The organism is Pseudomonas corni (assembly GCF_057128765.1).
This window is the reverse complement of the sequence record NZ_JBSKHW010000011.1, coordinates 92,432-112,617: the sequence shown is the minus strand read 5'-3', so window position 1 is coordinate 112,617 and position 20,186 is coordinate 92,432. Positions and strand designations below refer to the sequence as shown.

At 58.0% G+C, this 20,186-nt stretch carries 20 protein-coding genes; 1 reads left to right on the top strand and 19 read right to left on the bottom strand.

The window, feature by feature from the left end:
* Window position 1: 1 nt before the first annotated feature.
* The 19 genes from ACWKV9_RS17725 to ACWKV9_RS17635 all read right to left on the bottom strand — a co-directional run bounded on the left by ACWKV9_RS17725 (window position 2) and on the right by ACWKV9_RS17635 (window position 18,856).
* Entirely contained in the window at window positions 2-304 is a 303-nt protein-coding gene (locus ACWKV9_RS17725) for an STAS domain-containing protein (protein WP_483837436.1), read from the bottom strand.
* 213 nt (window positions 305-517) lie between these two features.
* On the bottom strand, window positions 518-967 hold the full coding sequence (gene fliJ / locus ACWKV9_RS17720) for a flagellar export protein FliJ (protein WP_483837435.1): 450 nt from the start codon (window positions 965-967) through the stop codon (window positions 518-520).
* A 6-nt stretch (window positions 968-973) separates the two neighbouring features.
* The gene (gene fliI, locus ACWKV9_RS17715; RefSeq protein WP_483837434.1) at window positions 974-2,332 is read right to left on the bottom strand and encodes a flagellar protein export ATPase FliI; all 1,359 of its coding nucleotides are present in this window, start codon (window positions 2,330-2,332) and stop codon (window positions 974-976) included.
* Window positions 2,322-3,134 (bottom strand): flagellar assembly protein FliH, encoded by an 813-nt coding sequence (gene fliH / locus ACWKV9_RS17710; protein WP_483837433.1) that lies wholly within the window; start codon window positions 3,132-3,134, stop codon window positions 2,322-2,324. The genes fliI and fliH overlap by 11 nt, the downstream gene beginning before the upstream one ends.
* Window positions 3,135-3,152: 18 nt before the next feature.
* A complete protein-coding gene (gene fliG, locus ACWKV9_RS17705; protein WP_483837432.1) occupies window positions 3,153-4,172 on the bottom strand; it encodes a flagellar motor switch protein FliG in 1,020 nt (339 codons plus the stop codon).
* Entirely contained in the window at window positions 4,165-5,943 is a 1,779-nt protein-coding gene (fliF, locus tag ACWKV9_RS17700; RefSeq protein ID WP_483837431.1) for a flagellar basal-body MS-ring/collar protein FliF, read from the bottom strand. Before fliF ends, fliG begins: the two co-directional genes overlap by 8 nt.
* Window positions 5,944-5,957: 14 nt before the next feature.
* The gene (fliE, locus tag ACWKV9_RS17695) at window positions 5,958-6,290 is read right to left on the bottom strand and encodes a flagellar hook-basal body complex protein FliE (protein ID WP_483837430.1); all 333 of its coding nucleotides are present in this window, start codon (window positions 6,288-6,290) and stop codon (window positions 5,958-5,960) included.
* A 493-nt stretch (window positions 6,291-6,783) separates the two neighbouring features.
* Window positions 6,784-8,202, bottom strand: coding sequence for a sigma-54-dependent transcriptional regulator (locus ACWKV9_RS17690; RefSeq protein ID WP_483837429.1), 1,419 nt, complete (start codon window positions 8,200-8,202; stop codon window positions 6,784-6,786).
* A complete protein-coding gene (locus tag ACWKV9_RS17685; protein ID WP_483837428.1) occupies window positions 8,199-9,440 on the bottom strand; it encodes a sensor histidine kinase in 1,242 nt (413 codons plus the stop codon). Before ACWKV9_RS17685 ends, ACWKV9_RS17690 begins: the two co-directional genes overlap by 4 nt.
* Before the next feature lie 122 nt (window positions 9,441-9,562).
* Complete coding sequence (locus ACWKV9_RS17680) at window positions 9,563-11,038, bottom strand: sigma-54 dependent transcriptional regulator (RefSeq protein WP_483837427.1); 1,476 nt, start codon at window positions 11,036-11,038, stop codon at window positions 9,563-9,565.
* A gap of 163 nt (window positions 11,039-11,201) precedes the next feature.
* Window positions 11,202-11,498 carry a flagellar protein FliT gene (fliT, locus tag ACWKV9_RS17675; protein ID WP_483837426.1) on the bottom strand — a complete coding sequence of 99 codons (297 nt, stop codon included), beginning with the start codon at window positions 11,496-11,498 and terminating at the stop codon, window positions 11,202-11,204.
* Window positions 11,499-11,526: 28 nt separating this feature from the next.
* Entirely contained in the window at window positions 11,527-11,907 is a 381-nt protein-coding gene (gene fliS, locus ACWKV9_RS17670; RefSeq protein ID WP_483837425.1) for a flagellar export chaperone FliS, read from the bottom strand.
* Between the two features lie 119 nt (window positions 11,908-12,026).
* Entirely contained in the window at window positions 12,027-13,451 is a 1,425-nt protein-coding gene (fliD, locus tag ACWKV9_RS17665; RefSeq protein WP_483837424.1) for a flagellar filament capping protein FliD, read from the bottom strand.
* A gap of 76 nt (window positions 13,452-13,527) precedes the next feature.
* On the bottom strand, window positions 13,528-13,911 hold the full coding sequence (locus tag ACWKV9_RS17660; protein ID WP_483837423.1) for a flagellar protein FlaG: 384 nt from the start codon (window positions 13,909-13,911) through the stop codon (window positions 13,528-13,530).
* Between the two features lie 76 nt (window positions 13,912-13,987).
* The gene (locus tag ACWKV9_RS17655; protein ID WP_483837422.1) at window positions 13,988-14,824 is read right to left on the bottom strand and encodes a flagellin domain-containing protein; all 837 of its coding nucleotides are present in this window, start codon (window positions 14,822-14,824) and stop codon (window positions 13,988-13,990) included.
* Between the two features lie 314 nt (window positions 14,825-15,138).
* Window positions 15,139-15,990: a flagellin domain-containing protein gene (locus ACWKV9_RS17650; RefSeq protein WP_483837421.1), complete on the bottom strand. Its 852-nt coding sequence runs from the start codon at window positions 15,988-15,990 to the stop codon at window positions 15,139-15,141.
* 305 nt (window positions 15,991-16,295) lie between these two features.
* Complete coding sequence (locus ACWKV9_RS17645) at window positions 16,296-16,553, bottom strand: hypothetical protein (protein WP_483837420.1); 258 nt, start codon at window positions 16,551-16,553, stop codon at window positions 16,296-16,298.
* The gene (locus ACWKV9_RS17640) at window positions 16,550-17,845 is read right to left on the bottom strand and encodes a motility associated factor glycosyltransferase family protein (RefSeq protein ID WP_483837419.1); all 1,296 of its coding nucleotides are present in this window, start codon (window positions 17,843-17,845) and stop codon (window positions 16,550-16,552) included. The genes ACWKV9_RS17645 and ACWKV9_RS17640 overlap by 4 nt, the downstream gene beginning before the upstream one ends.
* Before the next feature lie 84 nt (window positions 17,846-17,929).
* Window positions 17,930-18,856 (bottom strand): ketoacyl-ACP synthase III, encoded by a 927-nt coding sequence (locus ACWKV9_RS17635; protein ID WP_483837418.1) that lies wholly within the window; start codon window positions 18,854-18,856, stop codon window positions 17,930-17,932.
* A 391-nt stretch (window positions 18,857-19,247) separates the two neighbouring features.
* Between ACWKV9_RS17635 and ACWKV9_RS17630 the strand changes: the two genes are divergently transcribed.
* Window positions 19,248-20,183 (top strand): class I SAM-dependent methyltransferase, encoded by a 936-nt coding sequence (locus ACWKV9_RS17630; RefSeq protein WP_483837417.1) that lies wholly within the window; start codon window positions 19,248-19,250, stop codon window positions 20,181-20,183.
* The last annotated feature ends 3 nt before the right edge of the window (window positions 20,184-20,186 follow it).

Sequence of the window (20,186 nt, the reverse complement as noted above, 5' to 3'; positions counted from 1 at the left end):
ATCAGCCTATTTTGAATAGTTTGTTGAAGTTGGAAATGGCGAGGATTTTGAGGACGTCATCGTTGCAATTAATCAGGCGTACATCGGCGCGCTCGCCCCCGGCGTGGTCGCGCAACAGCAGCAGCATGCCCAGTGCCGAGCTGTCCAGGTAACTGGCGCCCTGAAGATCGACGATGAAGCGGCTGATGCCTGTGGATTCTTCATAGGCGCTGCGAAATCCCTGATGGGCAGCAAAATCGAAACGCCCCCGAATCTTGATGGTCAACTGCTGCCCGTCTTCGGAGCGTTCGGCGGTTACGGACATAAAGCGAATCCTTTTTAATGAGTCAGCATCAGACGCTTACAGGTGTAGCAGGGGTTTGAATGTGCGGCAATAGAAGCTTTGATGTTGTAAGCGATAAGGCTCGCACAACATCCGTGGGAGCGGACCTGTCCGCGAAGAGGCCAGTAGATTCCACCCATTTTCATCGGCAGGTACATCGCTTTCGCGGACAGGTCCGCTCTCACAGGCCCGAGGTTAATACTGCTCATTGCGTGGCAAACGCTGTGACAGTTCATCCAGCAATTTCTGTTCGCGCTTGTCTTCCAGCGCACGGGCTTCGTCGATATAGCGCTGGACCAGTTTGCGCAAGCCCTCGACCCGAGCGTAGGCCTTCTGCCAGACGCCGCGGGCTTTTTCCAGATTCTGCTGGTGCCAGGTCAGACTCTGGCGTTGCTGACTGACCGCCGTTTCCAGCTGATTCAAAAAGCGCTGATAGTTCATCAGCCATTGACCCGACACGCCGTGGGCGCCCTTATCAATCCACTGTTGCTGATAATCCAGACGAAATTTCTCCAGCTCGCCGAGCTTGGCTTCCGCCAGCCGCACCTGACCCTGAAAATGTCCCAGACGTTGGGCCGCCGCACGCTCGGCGCTTTCGGCCATATCGACCACGGGTGCCAGACGCCCTGCACGACTCTGTGCCATGGCTTATCAGCCGCTCGCCGCTGGATTGAAAATACCGGCCAACTGCTCGCCGCTGGCCTGCATGCTCTGGTTCTCGTTGAGCCCCTGGCGCAGGTATTTCACCAGTTGTGGTTGCAGGGCAATGGCCATGTCGGTCTCACGATCACCGCCCGCCACATAGGCCCCGACGCTGATCAAATCCCGCGCCTGCTGATAGCGCGACCACAGCTGTTTGAAATGCTGCGCCTGGCTCATATGTGCCGGGTCCACCACCGACGGCATGACCCGGCTGATGGAGGCTTCAATGTCGATCGCCGGGTAATGCCCCTCTTCGGCCAGACGCCGGGACAACACGATGTGGCCATCGAGCACGCCTCGGGCCGAGTCGGCAATCGGGTCCTGCTGATCGTCGCCTTCGGACAATACGGTATAGAACGCCGTGATCGATCCACCCCCCGCCTCGGCATTACCGGCGCGCTCCACCAGTTTGGGCAGCTTGGCGAACACCGACGGCGGATAACCCTTGGTCGCTGGCGGTTCGCCAATGGCCAGGGCAATCTCCCGCTGGGCCTGGGCGAAACGCGTGAGTGAATCCATCAGCAACAGGACATTCTTGCCTTTGTCGCGGAAATATTCGGCGATCCGCGTGCAGTACATGGCCGCACGCAGCCGCATCAGCGGCGCGTCGTCTGCAGGCGAAGCCACCACCACCGAGCGCTTGAGGCCTTCTTCGCCCAAGCTGTGCTCGATGAACTCCTTGACCTCACGACCCCGCTCGCCAATCAGCCCGACGACGATAATGTCGGCCTCGGTGAAGCGCGTCATCATGCCTAACAGCACACTCTTGCCCACCCCCGTACCGGCGAACAGACCCAGACGCTGACCGCGTCCGACCGTCAACAGGCCGTTGATGGAGCGAATACCGACGTCCAGTGGCTGGCTGATCGGGTTGCGTTTGAGCGGGTTGATCGTGGGACCGTCCAGCGGCACCCAGTCCTCGGCTTTCATGCCGCCTTTGCCGTCCAGTGGACGACCGGCGCCATCGAGCACTCGCCCGAGCATGGTCATGCCCATGGGCAATCGACCGGTGTCAGGCAACGGCACCACGCGCGCGCCCGGTGCAATCCCGGCCACACTGCCCACCGGCATCAGAAATACTTTGCTGCCGGAAAAGCCCATGACTTCAGCTTCGACTTCCACCGGCTGATGGCTGTCGTCGTTGATCACTACGCAGCGGCTGCCCATGGCGGCGCGCAGCCCCTCGGCTTCGAGGGTCAGGCCGACCATACGCAACAGCCGACCTTCAACGGTGGCTTGCAACGGCAGGGAAATGGCTTCGGTGTAAGTGCTCAGGCGCTTGCCAAAGCTGGTGCGCTCAAGACGCATCTGAGGCGCCCAGCGGGTAGATGGTTTTTTCCGCGCTTTGAATGGCTGCTTCCAGTTCCACCGTGACGTCGGGCGGTGCGGGGTGCAGCGCCTGCTCGTGCAACTGATCGAACATTTTGCCGATGGCCAGGCTGATGCGGCTTTCCACCGTTGCATCGATCCGGCTGTGCTCGCTTTCAACGCGACAGCCGCCGGGCAACAGCGTCTCGTCTTCGAGAATGCGCCAGGTTTCTTCGTGGCGCTCACGCAGGGTTTTGATCTGCGCGAAATCCTTGGGGTTGAGCAGAATGCGTACGTTATTGGCGCCCATCGGCAACAGCTTCAGGGCCTCACGCAACACGCTGCCGATCTGACTGGAGTCGGTCGCCAGCTCGCGCTGAATCACTTGGCGGGCAACGTGCTCCACGAGTTCGATCATCGCTTTCTCGATCATCGCGTCTTGGTCGGCAATGGGCTCAAGCAAATGACTCATGAGCTGTTCCATGCTGCTCAATTGGGCCGCGAGTGCCGCGTCGGCTTCCTGACGAACCTTGAGCTGGGCGCTGTGGAACCCGTCTTTCTCACCAATCACAAAGCCTTCGTTGTAAGCATCCTGGCGGATGCTTTCCAACTCTTCGAGCGTCATGGGCTGGACTTCTTCGAGCGGCACTTCTTCGCTTTCGAGCGGCTCGGGCTCAACGACCGGCTCAGGCTCGGGGGTTTCCACATGGGGATCGAAACTGGGCAACGACCAGACATCGAGACGGCTCACATCCTTGGCGCGGATGAGCTCACTGGGTGCTTCTTTATCGGAGCTGAACATCTACGGCACCTTCAATCTTTAGATCATTTCCTCGCCACCCTTGCCGCCGAGAACGATTTCCCCGGCTTCGGCCATACGGCGCGCGATGGTGAGGATTTCTTTCTGGGCGGTTTCCACATCGCTGACGCGAACCGGGCCTTTGGCCTCCAGGTCGTCGCGCAGCAATTCGGCGGCACGCTTGGACATGTTCTTGAAAATCTTTTCCTTGATCGCTTCGTCCGATCCTTTGAGCGCCAGTACCAGCACGTCCGAAGACACTTCGCGCAGCAAGGCCTGAATGCCTCGATCGTCGACATCCGACAGATTGTTGAAGACGAACATGAGGTCTTCGATCTGCGTCGACAGATCTTCGTCCACTTCGCGGATGGAGTCCATGAGCTGGCCTTCCATCGAACTGTCGAGGAAGTTCATGATGTCCGCCGCGCGCTTGATACCACCCAGGTTGGTACGGGAAGTATTGGCGTTGCCCGAGAACTGTTTTTCCAGAATCTGATTGAGTTCTTTCAACGCGGCCGGTTGAACGGTGTTCAACGAAGACACGCGCAGAATGATGTCCAGACGCACTTTGTGGTCGAAATGACCGAGCACTTCACCGGCCTGATCGGCATCCAGATAGGCCACCACGATCGCTTGAATCTGTGGGTGCTCAAAACGGATGACGTCTGCCACGGCGCGTGGCTCCATCCATTTCAGGCTGTCCAGGCCGCTGGTGTTGCCGCCCAGCAGAATGCGGTCGATCAGGCCGTTGGCTTTGTCTTCGCCCAGGGCCTGGGTCAGCATTTTGCGGATGTAGGTGTCAGAGCCCACGCCGACGTTGGTCTGGTCGCCCACGACCTCGACGAACTCGCTCATCACCTGCTCGACCTGTTCGCGGTGCACGTTGCGCATCTGCGCCATCGCCACGCCAACACGTTGAACCTCTTTGGGGCCCATGTGCCGCAGCACCTGGGCGGCGTCCGTTTCACCGAGGGTGAGCAGCAAAATCGCAGCCTTGTCGACCCGGGACAGCTTGACCGCAGCCATACGATTCTCACTCATCAGCGTTGATCCACTCTTTTACGACCTGAGCCACACGGCCCGGGTCTTCTGCCACCAGACTTTTGATTGCATTGAGTTGCGCGTCATAACCCTCGCTTGGGCTAGGCAACAGAATGCTCTGCGGGCCACCCAGACTCACGCGGTCGTTGGCCAGTTCGCCATCTAGGCCCACCATGCCGCCCAATTCCACATCGCTGCCATCGGCCAATTTGCTTTTCGGATTGGTGATGTTGTTGAGCACCGGACGCAGCACACCGAACACCAGCACCAGGATGAAGATCACGCCCATGGCTTGCTTGACGATGTCCCAGAACCACGGCTGCGAGTAGAAGGCGATGTCCGGGATCACTTCGCCACGCTCGGTGGAGAACGGCACGTTGATCACGCTGACGCTGTCGCCACGGCTGGCATCGAAGCCCACGGCGTCTTGCACCAGGCGGGTGAAGCGCGCCAGTTGATCGGTAGTCCACGGCACGGTCGTGGTTTCGCCCTTGGCCGGGTTGAGCTTGACCTGATCGTCCACAACCACAGCCACCGACAGGCGATTGATCCGGCCCTGTTGCTGCTTGGTGTGACTGATGGAGCGGTCCAGCTCGAAGTTCTTGGTGGACTGCACGCGCTTGTCGGCCGGGTACGGCGCAAGCATTGGCTGACCGGTCGCCGGGTCCATGATTTGCTGACCGTTGGCATCCAGCAGCGGTTGGCCTGGGGCGATCGCGCCGGCGGCACCGGCTGCGGCACCTGCGGTTTGCGGCGCGGTGGCCGGACCTGGCGGCTGGTTGCTCAATGCACCCGGCACGCCCTGAGGGCCGCTGCTGCTGGTGCGTTGTTCATTGACCGACTGCTCGCTGCGCAGTGCAGGCTGGTCAGGGTTGAAGCTTTCCGCGGTGGATTCGACGGCGCTGAAATCCACGTCTGCCGAGACTTCTGCTTTGTAGCGATCATTGCCCAGCACCGGCTGCAGGATGTTCTGCACGCGCTGAGTCAGCATGCCTTCCATGCGGCGGGTGTAATCGAACTGCTTGCCGGCCATGCTCAGCTCGGAGTTCTCGCCCATGTCCGACAGCAGGGTGCCTTTCTGATCGACGACGGTGATCTGCGATTTGCTCAATTCAGGAACGCTGGTCGCCACCAGATTGACGATGGCCAGCACCTGGCTCGGCTCAAGGGTACGACCGGCGTACAGCTCGACCAGAATCGATGCACTTGGCTTGCGCTCGTCACGCACGAACACCGAGCTTTTCGGAATCGCCAGGTGAACGCGAGCGCCCTTGACGTTGTTCAGGCTTGAGATCGTGCGCGCCAGTTCGCCTTCCAGACCACGGCGATAACGCGTGGCTTCCATGAACTGGCTGGTGCCCAAGCCCTGGTCCTTGTCGAGAATTTCAAAACCGACGTTGCCGTCGTTCTGCGCGATACCGGCACCGGCCAGTTTGATGCGGGCACGGGACAGATCATCGGCCTTGACCAGCAGTGCACCGGAGTTCGGCTCAACGGTGTACGGGATATCGGCCTGCGCCAGGGTGTCCATGATCTGCTTGGTGTCCATCCCCGACAGGCTGCCGTAGAGGGGCCGGTAATCAGGTTGTTGCGACCAAAGCACCACGGCAAAACCAATCGCCACGCTCGCAGCCAGCCCGACCATGAGGCCGACCTGACGCAGCATGGTCATCTCGGAAAGATTTTGCAGGAAGGCCAGCCCGAACACGGGTGGCTTGCTTCCTGTCGCGCCCGCTTTTGCAGGCACGTTATCGACAGCGGCTTCAGCCATGACTTAATTAGTCCTCAAACCGGCATTTGCATGATGTCTTGGTACGCCTGAACCAGCTTGTTGCGTACCTGTGTCAGCGCCTGGAAAGAAACGCTGGCCTTTTGCGAAGAGATCATCACGTCGGTGAGATCTACGCCGCTTTTGCCTATCTCGAATGCGCTCGACAATTGGTTTGAGGCTTGTTGGGTGTCGTTGACCTTATTAACGGCCATGCCAAGCATGTCGGCAAAACTGCTGGTGCTCGCGCCGACTTCCGGTGCTTGCGCAACCTTGGGCATGGCCATAGCGTCCATCTGCATGGAACGCATGTCCAACATCAAGCGATTAAATTCGACACCTTGGCTCATGGACATCTCTCTCAAAGGACCCGCAAATTTTTGACACTGATTCAGCGGTTATCCATGTCATAGCAACAAGGGTGCCAGCCCAGTAGCGGCACATAGCCACATCTACAGGAAAGTATTAGAAGGGTTACAAACAAGACCACCTGTAGGAGCGCGCTTGCCCGCGATAGAGGTGGGTCAGGTTCATCTTGCCGACTGCGAAAACGCCTTCGCGGGCAAGCGCGTTCCTACAAAAAGGGCGCAAGGCGCAGCATGGGTGGCGCCTGACGACTGTAGGAGCGCGCTTGCCCGCGATAGAGTGGGTCAGGTTCATCTTGCCGACTGCGAAAACGCTTTCGCGGGCAAGCGCGCTCCTACAAAAAGGGCGCAAGGCACAGCATGGGTGGCGCCTGAATTCTGTAGGAGCCAACTTGTTGGCGAGGCGATTTAGGGTCTGCCGCCGCAGTATTCTCGCGAACAAGTTCGCTCCTACAGGGCGTTCACGGCGTTTGCGGCGTCAACTAGCGAAGAGGTAGCCCTCGACATCCATCCCCGCATCACGCATCTGCGCCAGCTTGTAGCGCAATGTACGCGGACTGATACCCAGGCGTTCGGCGGCATCCTTGCGTCGGCCGCGCTCGGCACGCAGGGTGTCGATGATCATCTGGAATTCGCGACGGCGCAGATCTTCGCCCAACGCGCCCGCTTCCCCGGCTCCCATATCCATTGGCGCCGTTTCGCTGGCGCTGGAGACTGGAGACGTCAAAATTTGGGGCGCCACTGCATTGACCACCGGCGCCAAAGCAATCGGACCCGCCAGACAGAAATCCTCAGCCTGAATCACGCCGCCCTGTTGCAGGATCAACGCGCGCTGAATGGCATTGTCCAGTTCACGCACATTGCCGGGCCAGGCATACGCCACCAGACACGCCTGCGCCTGAGCGGAAAAGCGAACCGGCGCGTGCTTCATTTTATTGACGTGCTTAGCCATCAGGCGCTCGGCCAAGGGCAGGATGTCGGCCGGGCGCTGACGCAATGACTGCCACGCCAGCGGGAAGACCGACAGCCGATAAAACAAATCCTCACGAAAGCGCCCCGCCGCCACTTCCCCTGCCAGATCGCGGTTGGTAGTCGCCAGCACTCGGATATCCAGAACGATAGGCTTGCGCGCCCCGACCCGTTCCACTTCACGCTCCTGCAGGACCCGCAGCAACTTGGCCTGCAAGCCCATGGGCATTTCGGAAATCTCATCCAGCAAAATAGTGCCGCCATCGGCCTGCTCGAACTTGCCCGGTTGCGCTGCAATCGCGCCAGTGAACGAGCCCTTTTCATGGCCGAACAAGGTGGCTTCCAGCATGTTGTCCGGAATCGCCGCGCAGTTAATGGCAATGAACGGCTTGTCGGCACGGGGCGACTGCTGATGAATGAACCGCGCCAGCACTTCCTTGCCCGTGCCGGACTCGCCAGATATCAATACCGTGGAATCACTCTTCGCCACGCGGCTTGCCAGGCTAAGCAGTTGAACACTGGCCGGCTCGACCGCAATCGGGCCTTCGCCATCCGCCGGACCTAGTCGGCCCAGCGCGTGACGCGCCACCAATGCCAACAACGCCTTGGGCTCAAACGGTTTGACCAGATAATCCGCCGCGCCCTGGCGCATCGCGTCGACCGCGCGCTCGACAGCGCCGTGGGCGGTCATCAGCAGCACCGGCAATTGAGGGTATCGGCTGCGCAGTTGACTGAGTAATTGGTGCCCGTCCATGCCCGGCATATTGACGTCGCTGACCACCAGACTGAAAGCGTGCTTGCTCGCCGCGATCAGGGCGTCTTCGGCCGAGCCGACGGCTTGATATTCGTACCCGGCCAACAGCAGCGTCTCGCCAAGCGCTTCACGCAGCGATCGGTCGTCTTCGACCAGCAAAACATTGAGCGTCATGACCGATCACTCGCAGCCCGGGCCGCCGGAATCAACGGCAGCGACACCACAGCGCACGTGCCACGACCCGGTCGCGACAAGAATTTCACCTGACCTTGATGGGCGCGCGTCACCGCAGTGACCACCGCCAGCCCCAGACCGGTGCCGGTGGTTTTAGTGGTGAAGAACGGCTCGCCAATGCGCGCCAACGCCTGGGCATCAATGCCGCTACCGTTGTCGCTGATGCACAGGCGCAAGGTATCGCCACGGCTGTAGGCATGCACCTTGATCCGCGGATTTGCCGGGCTGGCCTGGATGGCGTTTTCGATCAAATTGAGCATCGCGCCCACCAGCGTGTCGCGGTTGCACAGCAGGTCGCCGTCGGCGTGGTCACATTGCCAGCGCACGGTCACGTCCTGCACATGGGTTTGCGCGGCCGCTTGCAGCGCTTGAAACAAAGCAGCAGGCGTAACGCGGTCGTTCAGCGGCAATTCGCCACGGGCGAACACCAGCATGTCGCGCACCTGATGCTCCAGCTCGTGCAGGCGCTCTTTCAAGCGTCCGGCAAAGCGCTGTTGGGTTTCTGCGGGGAGGACTTGTTCGGCCAGGTGACTGGCGTAAATCATCGCGGCAGACAACGGCGTGCGGATCTGATGAGCCAGCGACGCCACCATGCGCCCCAGCGAAGACAGTCGTTCGTGACGCGCCAACTGTCCCTGCAACTGACGGGTTTCGGTCAAGTCATTAAGCAGCAGCAACTGGCCGGGCTCGGCATCCAGCGAGCGCGTCGAAATGGACAGGCGACGGCCATCCTTGAGCGACACTTCATGGCCGTCGTCTTCACGCGGGGCGAAACAGCGAGTAATCACCTGGCGCCAAAGCATACCGATCAGCGGCTGGCCCAGCAGGTCGCAGGCTGCCGGATTGGCTTCGCGGACCATGCCGGTGCCGTCGATCACGATCACGCCGCCGGGCAGTACCTCAAGCAAGTGCTGCAGACGATTGGCCAAGCGCTCCTTTTCCGCCAGCTCCTGCATACGCTGGGCACTGACCACCGCCAGTTCGCCTTTAAGCTCAGTGACTCGCGCTTCCAGCAAGCTGTAGGAATCGTTGAGCTGGGTCGACATCTGGTTGAACAGCGAAAACGCCTGCTCAAGACCCTGGCGACTTTCCAGCTCAAGGGACGGCTGCACTGCTAAACCAAATTCCGAGCCTGGGGTTGAAGCGGGCTGGGAAGACTTCTGGGCGGCCTGAGGCATAAATCATCTCTCGCGTGACGGACCGTCAGTGAAACGGTGGGTTACAAGAGACATAGCAATCCCCGTGCCGAAAAAAAACCCCTGAAAATTCAGAGGCTTATTTTTGACGCGTCAATCTGATGTCAGTCGTCGAGCTGATCTTCGCCATCTCGACGGCTCATGCCGTACTTGCGCATCTTCTCAACCAAGGTGGTGCGGCGGATACGCAGACGTTCAGCGGCGCGAGCAACAATGCCGTTGGCGTCGTCCAGCGCCTGCTGAATCAGACCCTGTTCAAGACCACCCAGGTAGTCTTTCAGGTCCAGGCCCTCGGGCGGCAGCATGGCGGTTGAGGCGAAGTTCGGTGTATGGCCGTTGATCGCCACGCGCTCTTCGAGATCAGTGCGCAGGCTGTCGACCAGTTGCTCGTCTTCGTCATCCACGTAACGAAATTTCTTCGGCAGCTCGATAACGCCGATCACGCCATACGGGTGCATGATCGCCATGCGTTCGACCAGATTGGCCAGCTCGCGCACGTTGCCCGGCCAGGCATGACGGCACAGGGACATGATCGAGGCCGAGTTGAAACGGATCGAACCGCGCTTTTCGTGCTCCATCCGTGAGATGAGTTCGTTCATCAGCAACGGAATGTCTTCAACGCGCTCACGCAACGGCGCCATTTCGATGGGGAAGACGTTGAGACGGTAATAGAGGTCTTCACGGAACGTGCCCGCGATGATCATTTCTTCGAGATTCTTGTGAGTGGCAGCAATGATGCGCACGTCGACGCTTTGGGTCTTGTTACTGCCCACGCGCTCGAACGTGCGCTCCTGCAACACGCGCAGCAGCTTGACCTGCATCGGCAGCGGCATGTCACCGATTTCATCGAGGAACAACGTACCGCCGTTAGCCAATTCGAAACGCCCGGCACGGCTGGTGATTGCGCCAGTGAACGCGCCCTTCTCGTGCCCGAACAACTCGCTTTCGAGCAGTTCGGCCGGGATAGCGCCGCAGTTGACCGGCACAAATGGCCCGTCACGTCGTTTGGAATGGTAATGCAGGTTACGCGCGACCACTTCCTTGCCCGTGCCCGACTCGCCGAGGATCAATACACTGGCGTCGGTGTCGGCCACTTGCTGCATCATCTGGCGAACATGCTGGATGGCGCGGCTGGTGCCGACGAGGCTGCGAAATAGATTGGGTTCGCGCTGGCGTCCCCGCTCGCGGGCCTGATCGTACATTTCACGATAGACCTGAGCGCGGTGCAGCGAATCAAGGAGTTTGCTGTAGCTGGGCGGCATCTCGACGGTAGAGAGCACACGGCGACGCAAGTCGTCGGGCAGTTCGGCCGATGAGTGTTCACCCATGAGCAGTACGGGAAGGAACTCGTCCCAGGCGGCGATCGTCTTGAGCAAGCCCTGCAGACTGCCCGGCCCGGCAACCGAGCCGACCATGACGCAGAGTACTTCTCGAGTCGATGTCAGAGAGCCGACCACCTGTTGCCAGTCAGTGCTGGAGCAGGACAGGTTCTCATCACCGAGAAAGTTCAGAATGACCGCCATGTCACGGCGGCGCTGGCTATCGTCATCGATTAGCAGAATCTTGATTTCACGCCACATGCAATAGCAACTTCCCTAGTCAACTCGATGCCCATCAAGCGGGCAAGCTTGGCATTCTATGGCCAGATGGCTCTACAGAAACCCAGAAATTAGTGAACATCACTAGTTAAGTCAAAAAACCGTTCACAGTCAAATTTATGGCGCACAATATTTCAACACAGCGTCAACCGAACAGATGGTAAACCTTTGCAGCGTTTTTCGCTCGCTGCATCTGAGACATTTCATCGGCAATTGCTTGACGCTCTCCCGTCGCAATATCTATCAATTGCTTGTACACGCCAAGAAGTTCTTCCAGATTGCTGCGCAGCGCGGGGCGGTGCTCTACGGGTTCGCCGATCACCTCGTCGACACAAGCGCGGCAGGCCAGATCGAGCTTGCCGATTGCCTCCCAGTCTCGCTCGGCCAAAGCATGGCTCAACGCTTCACGGGTTTGTTCGATTCGCTGGAGTGCGGCATTCATTTTGTTCTCCCGGTGATGCAGGTTGACGTTAAGGCGCGATTGCATCCCAGCCTTCTTTGACGGTGAGCAGCAGACCGCTGACCTCATCGAGAATGATTGGGTCGGATTTGATATTGGCTTGCGCCAGACGTTGGGTCATGTACAGATAAAGATTGTCGACCGAGGCCAGGGCCTTGGCTTGCTTTTCCATATCCAGGCCTTCACGCAGACCGCCGATGATCTCAATCGCCTTGCCGATCAACATGCCCTTGGCAGGAATGTCCTTGCGATCGATTGCACCTTTGGCCTGAGCGATCCGGGCAAGGCCGGTTTCCATCAACATCTGCACCAGCCGATGAGGCGTGGCCTCGGATGTCTGGGCGTGGGAATTGACCTTCTGATACTGCCGAAGGGCTGCCATCCGGTTCATGTTCTTTCCTCACACAACTTGAAATTCGTATAACTTTGTTATCGACGCTGCGCCGACAAACTTTAGTCCAGATGCCAAAAACCCGGCATCGGCCGGGTCTTTGATTTCACAGCCAAATATCAGCTGGACTGCTGCGCGTTGAGCGAGTCGAAGAACGAAGTGATGCTGCTGGCTGAAGCCTTTAATTGCCCTACCAGCAAGTCCATCGCGTTGTATTTAGCGGTCAGCGTGGCGGTCAGGCTAGTCGTGCGTATATCCAGGGCCGTCTTTTGATTGATTAGATCACTGCTCTGCTTGTTCAGACTCGAGGTCCGCGTATCAAGAATGCCACCAGTCTCGGTGTACGGAGTGAGCGCGGCGGTCATGCGCGACAGCAGGCCGTTGATGCTGTCAGTGCCGCTGAACAATTGCTGCACTTCGCCGCCCAGATTGCCGGTGCTCATGGCCTTGTCAAACTTGGTCGCATCCAGCGTCAACGTGCCGTCCGACTGCCCCGTATTGATGCCCAGTTGCGACAGCACCGACAGCTCGGTACCAGGCCCTGCTGTCACCAGTTCTTTGCGCATCGCTGACAGAATCGAACGCGGCATCGAGTCGCCGGTCAATGCCGCCGGTGTAACAGTGGCACCGGTCGTAGGGTCGGGTGTATCACTCACGGTGGCTTTGGTGACGGTTGCAATGGCCTTTACCACCGCGTTGTAAGAATCGACGAACGCTTGCAATGATGTCTTCAAGCCATCCTTGTTCGTCGCAACGGTAATCGTCGAAGTGGAGTTATCTGCCAGCAGCGTCATGGAGACGCCACCCAGCGCACCCTTGACCGAGTTGGTCGGGCTCGTGATCTCCATGCCGTCGATGCTGAACACGGCGTCCTTCGGAATCGCGCCCAGATAACCGGAGCTTGCAGAATCAGTGGTATCGAGCTTGCCGCCACCGATGGTCAGCCCGGTAATACCGCCGGCAGTGATCTCGGTGCCTGCGCCCGTAGCCGTAGAGCCCAGCACCAGACGTGAGCCGTTGCTGTCGGTAATGATGTTGGCACTGATATTGGTGGTGGTGCTTTGCGCGTTGATTTGCTTTGCGAGTGACTGGAGGGTGGAGCCCTCAGGCACAGTGAACTTGGTCGTAATATCATTTTGAGTGATGGAGAACTCCCCACTCAGAATGGCACTAGTTGCACCGTCCTTGAACGCCGCGGAAGCAACCTTCGAACTGGTTGCGATGTTGGTCACTGCAATGTTGTAGGTACCCGGGACCGCTGAGTTATCAGAGGTGACCGTCAGAGCTTCTGGCTTGGACGAAGTCGCCGCATACCCTGCAAACGCGGGAGAAGTAGTGTCTCCAAGCTTTTTCATCGAAGCCTGAAACGCATCCATCGCGCTTTGCAGCGTGCCGATACCCGATAGCCTGGTAGTGACGAGTTTGGTCTGCGTGCTGATCTGGGTCGTTTTGGCCAGAGTGTCAGCGGTGACGAGAGCACTCACGATTTCGCCGATCGCGAGACCGGAACCCAGACCGGTTGAAGGGGTAATTGGACTAGCCATCTGAATCTCCTTTCAGTTAAGTCGGTCTTTTGACTGCGTCAAAGCTCAAAAGAACGGCGTACATGATTCATGCCATTCAAACTTTTGCGTCGAATAACAAACTGTGCGCGTTATGCAGACTGTCTGCAATTTTCAGGGCTTCGGCTGAAGGTAACTGCCGAACTACCTCACCCGTTTCACTGGCGATGACCTTGACTACCACTTTGCCGGAAGCCTCATCGATCGAGAATTCCAGGTTGCGCCGCGCTGACTGTACGAACTTCTGGATTTCCTGGACGGCGGTTTTCAAGGCGTCCGAGTTTTCGGAATCCGGGTTTTTACCTGCGTTGGCATTCGAGTCCGCCGATTTAGCCTCGGTGGGTGCTCGAACGACGGGAGGCACCGCAGCCAGGGTATCAACGCCAGCAGAAGCAGGTTGAACCGCGGGGTAAGACAAGCTCAGCTTTACGCTCATATCCATGTCTGTTGACCTCTACAAAGTAAAAAAGCGGAGGAGCATGCAAAGCACGCGCCCCCGCTCAAACCTGTATCCGATATTACTGAAGCAGTTTCAGTACAGCGGATGGCAGTTGGTTGGCCTGTGCCAGAACAGCGGTGGAAGCTTGTTGCAGAGTTTGCTGTTTGGTCAGGTTAGCGGTCTCAGCTGCGAAGTCGGTGTCTTGAATACGACCCAGTGCAGCGGTGGCGTTTTCGTTAACGTTTTGCAGGTTGGAGATGGTGCTGGTCAGACGGTTTTGCGAAGCACCCAGTGCTGCACGAGTGGTGTTGATGGTTTGCAGGGCGGTGTCGATCGCAGTGATCGAAGCGTCAGTGCCGGTGCCATCGGTGTTGATGTTGACTGTACCGCTGGCAACGCCCAGATCCGAAGCCGCGAAGCCTTTGCTCAGGTCGAGGGTGATTTTGTCGTCAGCAGTGGTGCCCGAACCAACTTGCAGAACCATCGAACCTGCAGTGCCGTCGAGCAATTTCTTGCCGTTGAGGTTGGTAGAGCCCGAGATACGGCTCAATTCGTCGGACATTTGGCTGAATTCAGCGTTCAGCGCGTCACGGTCAGCCGTGCCGTTAGTATCGTTTCGCGACTGAACAGCCAGTTCACGCATACGTTGCAGAATGTTGGTGGATTCTTGCAGCGCGCCTTCAGCGGTCTGAGCCATCGAGATGCCGTCGTTGGCGTTCTTGATTGCTACGGTCTGACCACGGATTTGCGAAGTTTCGCGAGTGGCGATCTGCAGGCCAGCGGCGTCGTCTTTAGCGCTGTTGATTTTCAGGCCGGAAGACAGGCGCTGCATCGAAGTTGCGAGGGCGTCAGACGCACGACCCAGGTTCTTTTGAACGGAGAGAGATGCAACGTTGGTGTTTACGCCTAAAGACATGATGAATTCCTCAATGATTTGGGTACTGCGGCTTTCCGGCCCTGGCAACTGCCGGGTTGGCCTAGAGAACCTTCGTAATAGTTATCGTCGTATCTGCAAGGAGCTTGAGGACAATTTCAAATTTATTTGCCACCAGAGCGCCACCCCTGCTTTTGACGGGGGATACCTATGGTTTCGGCGCAATGCCGCCAAGCTTTAATCACAACGATAAACCCCTGTCGAACAAAGAGTTTTAAACCAGACACCCTCGGGAGGATGTCTGGATTCATCATGCAGCGAAGAAACGGATGAAGTTGTTAAAGAGCGATGAAGCGTTATTGCAACAGCTTGAGCACCGCCGCTGGCAACTGATTGGCCTGCGCCAGGACGGCGGTGGAGGCCTGTTGCAGGGTTTGCTGCTTGGTGAGCTCGGCGGTCTCAGCGGCGAAGTCGACGTCTTGAATTCGACCCAGCGCGGCGCCCGCATTCTCGTTCAGGTTTTGGAGATTGGAAATGGTGCTTGTTAGACGGTTCTGCGCGGCCCCTAGATCCGCTCGGGTGGCAGTCACCTTTGCAACGGCCAGATCGATTGCAGCAATCGCCGCGTCGGCGTTTGTATGGGCGGTTGCGTTATCGACACCGCTTATAGATACCGTCGCAGAAGCAACGCCCAGGCTGACGGCGTCAAACTTGTTGCTCAAGTCCAAAGTTATATGATCAGCCGCGCTAGTATCACTGCCAATCTGAAGCTCCATTTGGCCGGCGTTTCCGTCAATCAGGGTTCTCCCGTTGAGTTTTGTGCTCTCAGCAATTCGAGTGAGCTCATCGCTCATCTTTGCAAACTCTGCATTGAGTGCAGTTCGCTGGGCGGTGCCATTATTGTCATCCCGCGCCTGAAGCGATAGCTCACGCATTCGTTGCAAGATGCTTGTTGTCTCATTGAGCGCACCTTCGGCGGCTTGAGCGAATGATATTCCATTACTTGCATTTCGAATCGCAACTGTCTGCCCTCTAATCTGGCTGCTCATCAAGGTGGCTATCTGGAGGCCCGCTGCGTCATCCTTCGAGCTGTTGATTCGCAGGCCCGAGGAAAGACGTGTCATGGATACGGCAAGCGCGTCACTGGCTCGGTTCAAATTCTTCTGAACGGTCAACGACGCAATATTGGTATTAACGGTTAAAGCCATTTTAAGATCCCTCGTATTGGAAACGGCTGGCTTTCCGAAACAGGTGACATCCATGTCGCCTAGAAAACCTACAACTTCGTTATCGACGAATCACAAAGAGGCTTTAACCATGTTCGGCACTTGCAAACTGTGCCATCACGACAGATGCCGGATAAGAACCACGATAACTTCACGCTTTTATTGAATATCTATAAAAGTTAAATAAATTCAAAAAAAAGGCTCAAGCCGTATTAGCTTGAGCCAGACATATAAATTAATAACAGCGCACTGTAGGAAGTTTCGTTGATTGGTGAATTAATTGAAAGTCAGTTCTCCAACATCCCCACAAACTCAACTTCCAGCCAATCCGCCAAACCAATCCAGTCCTGGCGTTCCTGACAGTCAAGAATTGCGCCGAGCACCTGGCTGCAGGCGTGTTGCTCGGCGGTTGGGCGCGTGGCGAAGAGCGGCATGGCTGTATCGATGAGTTCGACCATAACGAGAGCGGCTTCGATATCGCGACCCAGGCGGAAAAGGTCGGCGCAACGGCATGCCTCGGTGATGATGCTGGCAGGGTTGGTCATGGTGCAGTCCAGTCCGGGTCGAAGGTGGTGCCTACAATCAGCGCGCCGTCGCGGCTGGTGTTGAAGAAACTCACCTCGGGATGACGGGTGATGTAGCGCTCAAGCTCGATCAGGTAGCCGCGGAAGTTGAGTTGGGTTTTCACTTTTTCGCCACGCCCGTCCACGACCCAATGCCGAGAGATGTTCGCTGAAGGCCCTAGGTCGCCTTCGTGCCAGCCCGTGTGAGTTCTATCGCCAGGGAAGGCGAAGTCGGCGCCAAACAGGGTGATGCGGGCAGCGCCCATCTGCACCGCTAGATCAATCGCCGGGTGAATCACACTGCCGCCTCCAAAGAGGATTGCCCGGGGGATTTGCTGGCGAATCTGCTCATACATCGGGCTGCTCGAGTAACCTACATACCGAGGCCCCTGCCAGGCGCTGATGACTTTTTCATCCAGTCGGGGCAGGTACACCAGCGTGATGTGTGCGGTGTTCTCGGGCACAAGATGCCGGGCGGTGATGTGATGATCGATGCTGACCACAACATCAGGGTCGATGCCGTGTTGGCGCAGGGGAACGAGCGCCGTGTCGACACAGATCAAGAGCGGTCGCTCGGGTGCATCCCGGGTCGCGAGCAACCGCGGCAGGTGTTGCTGCAGGCTGGGTCCGGTGGCGATGATGAACACCTCCCGACCGACCTGAGTGCCAAACAGCTCGCGCACGTCCGTATCGCTTTGCAGCAGCGCCAGACCCTGCTGAAGATGCCGCTGGTTATCCTCGGCCTGTGGATCGAACCCCAGATTGCTGAAACCAAGATGCACTTCGCTGACCAACCGATCCCTGATCCGCGCACTGGAATCGTCCGCCAACACCAGCTCGGCGGGCAATGCGAAAAACGGCAGTCTGATTTCAGGCTCGTCGCCGGCATACCCAAGCGTAACCCTTGGATCGGACAGCCAGTCTTCTTGCTCCAGCAAATTGAGCACGACTGCGAACAAGGCGCTGTTGAGAATATGAACATGCAGCCGTTGAAGGGACGTTGAAGCCAACAGCACACGCGGCAGGTCGCCCAAGCCGATACCGTAGACATGCACTTGCGCGGCGTTGGCAGGCAGGCTGCCTGCCTGAAGCTGTGCTTCCTTGAGCCGGTCATGGCGACTGGTCAGTTGGATGCCGGACACGCTCAGGGTTGGCGTGCGACCCTCCACCAGCTCAACGGCAACTGACTCGACGTCCTCGCCGAGCAGGCGCTGCAGCAACTGCGGCCAGCGTTGTTCAAGGACAGCGCAGTTGCGCTCAAAGATTTCACTCATCACCGCTATCCATGGAGTGGGATCGGCACCAAATGCAAAACGGCGACCTGATGATCAGGTCGCCGTTCAGGTTGGCTCGTCAGGTCAAGGACGATAGATGATCGCCGAGCCCCAGGACAACCCCACACCAAACCCGCTGATCGCAATACGCTTCCACTTGGAAGCGATGACGTGTTTTTCCAGCAGCAGCGGGATGCTCGACGACACGGTGTTGCCGGTCTCAAGCATGTCCTTCAAAAACTTCTCGGGCTCGCCTTCAAAGCGGCGCGCCACGGCGTCGACGATGGCGGCGCTGCCCTGGTGGATGCAGAACGCGTCGATGTCGGACGATTGCAAGCCCGATTCATCCAGCAGCTCATGCAAATGGGCCGGGACTTTGAGCAGGGCGAAGTTGAATACCTGACGGCCATTCATGAAGAACACGCCGTTGCTGGTTTTCAGGAACGGCGCGCCTGAGCCGTCGGTGCCGAACTTGGCCTTGCCCAGCTGCCATGGAGCGTCTTCGCCCATCCAGGTCGCGGTGGCGGCATCGCCGAAGAGCATAGTTGTGTTGCGGTCTTCGGGGTCGACGATCTTGGAATACGGATCGGCGGTGACCAACAGGCCATTCTTCAGGCCTGCAGCTTCCATGAAGCCTTTGAGCGCATAGATGCCGTAGACGTAGCCCGAGCAACCCAGCGAAATGTCGAATGCTGCCACGTGGGTCGGCAGTCCGAGCTTGTCCTGCACGATGGCCGCAGTGTGTGGCAGGCCTTCTTCGTCGCCGTTCTGCGTGACGACGATCAGCGCATCGATGGACTCGCGCTTGAGATCAGGATTGTTGGCGAACAACGCGTTGACGGCTTCGACGCACAGGTCGGAAGTTTCTTGAGCGTCGTCCTTGCGTGGCAGAAAAGCAGAACCGATCTTGCCGAGGATGAACTCGTCATCCTTCCCGAATTTGGCGCCCTGCGCGTAATTGTCAACGCCGGCTGCAGGCACATAACTCGCTATGCTTTTGATGCCAATCATCATGGCTTCCCAATAAAAAACTTGCTGGACATCACCGCAAACTCAAGGGTGCGGCATTGAAAATCTGGGGCTTGTGGTCGCAAAAAAGGCAACACCTATGGGGCGGGGCTTGCAGAATGTCTCTGAAATCAAGCTTATGCCCGCTTCACCCAACTGCACGATACAGTGAAGATGCGCGTTATGACTCATAGGTCACCAAAAGTTTTACAAGCTTTTAGCTGAGCGGTAGACGCTGCGCAAGGCTCGATTGCGCTCACGACAGGCAATTGACATGAAGATGTCACGCTGGTGTGAAGTGCTGAGTCGCTGGCGCCACGGTATCCGGCTTGCTGGGCAGTGTGACGAAGTGACACGATACCAGCACGTAATTAACCGGTTTCAGGGACGCACAATGAACGACACCGACGTTAAATATTTCGACCTCTTGGCAGCACGCAAGGCATACGCCGAAGGCCGGAATGTCACGCAGGTGCTGCGCGACCAAAAGGGCCTGGACGCCAATAACCCGCAAATCATCGAAATCGCCTACGACTTGCAAGCCGGCACCTACATCGACCATGCCCGCAACAACCAGACGCAACTGTTGGCCTACGTAGCGGAAATGGCCGAGGTCATTGATCGTCACGTACAAGAAGGCTATTCGCTGCTCGACGTCGGTACCGGCGAAATCACCACGCTGAGTCTGCTCACCGCGCAATTGGCCCTCAAGCCCACGCATATTTTTGCCTTCGACATCAGCTGGTCGAGGATTTACAAAGGACTGGGCTTCGCACGGGAAATGATGGGCGCTGGCTACGACGCGCTCGTACCGTTCGTGGCGGACATCTCGGAAATCCCCCTTCAAGACAAATCCATCAGCGTGACGATCTCAAGCCACGCCCTAGAACCGAACGGTGGAGCACTGACCCCGTTGCTGTCGGAGCTCTTCAGGGTGACGGCGCACACCCTCATCCTCTTCGAGCCGTGTTATGAGCTCAACAGTGATGAAGGCAAGCAACGCATGGACCGGCTCGGGTACATAAAACACATGGCGCAGACGGTTGAAGCGCTCGGCGGCAGGCTCATCGAGCAAATCGCGATTAAAAACGTCAGTAACCCGCTGAACCCTACGGTGGGCTTCGTCATCATCCCGCCGGGCGGCAGGACGACTGCGCGTAATTATGAACCGGCAACTGACCGTTTTTCCGTGCCCGGCACCGATCTGGCGCTGCAAAAGCAAGACGCCGTGTACTACTCCGACGGCACCGGACTCTGTTTCTTTGAGCTCAAATCAATCCCTGTGCTGACGTCCAGATCAGCAGTGCTTGCCTCTGCCCTTCTGGACTAGCAC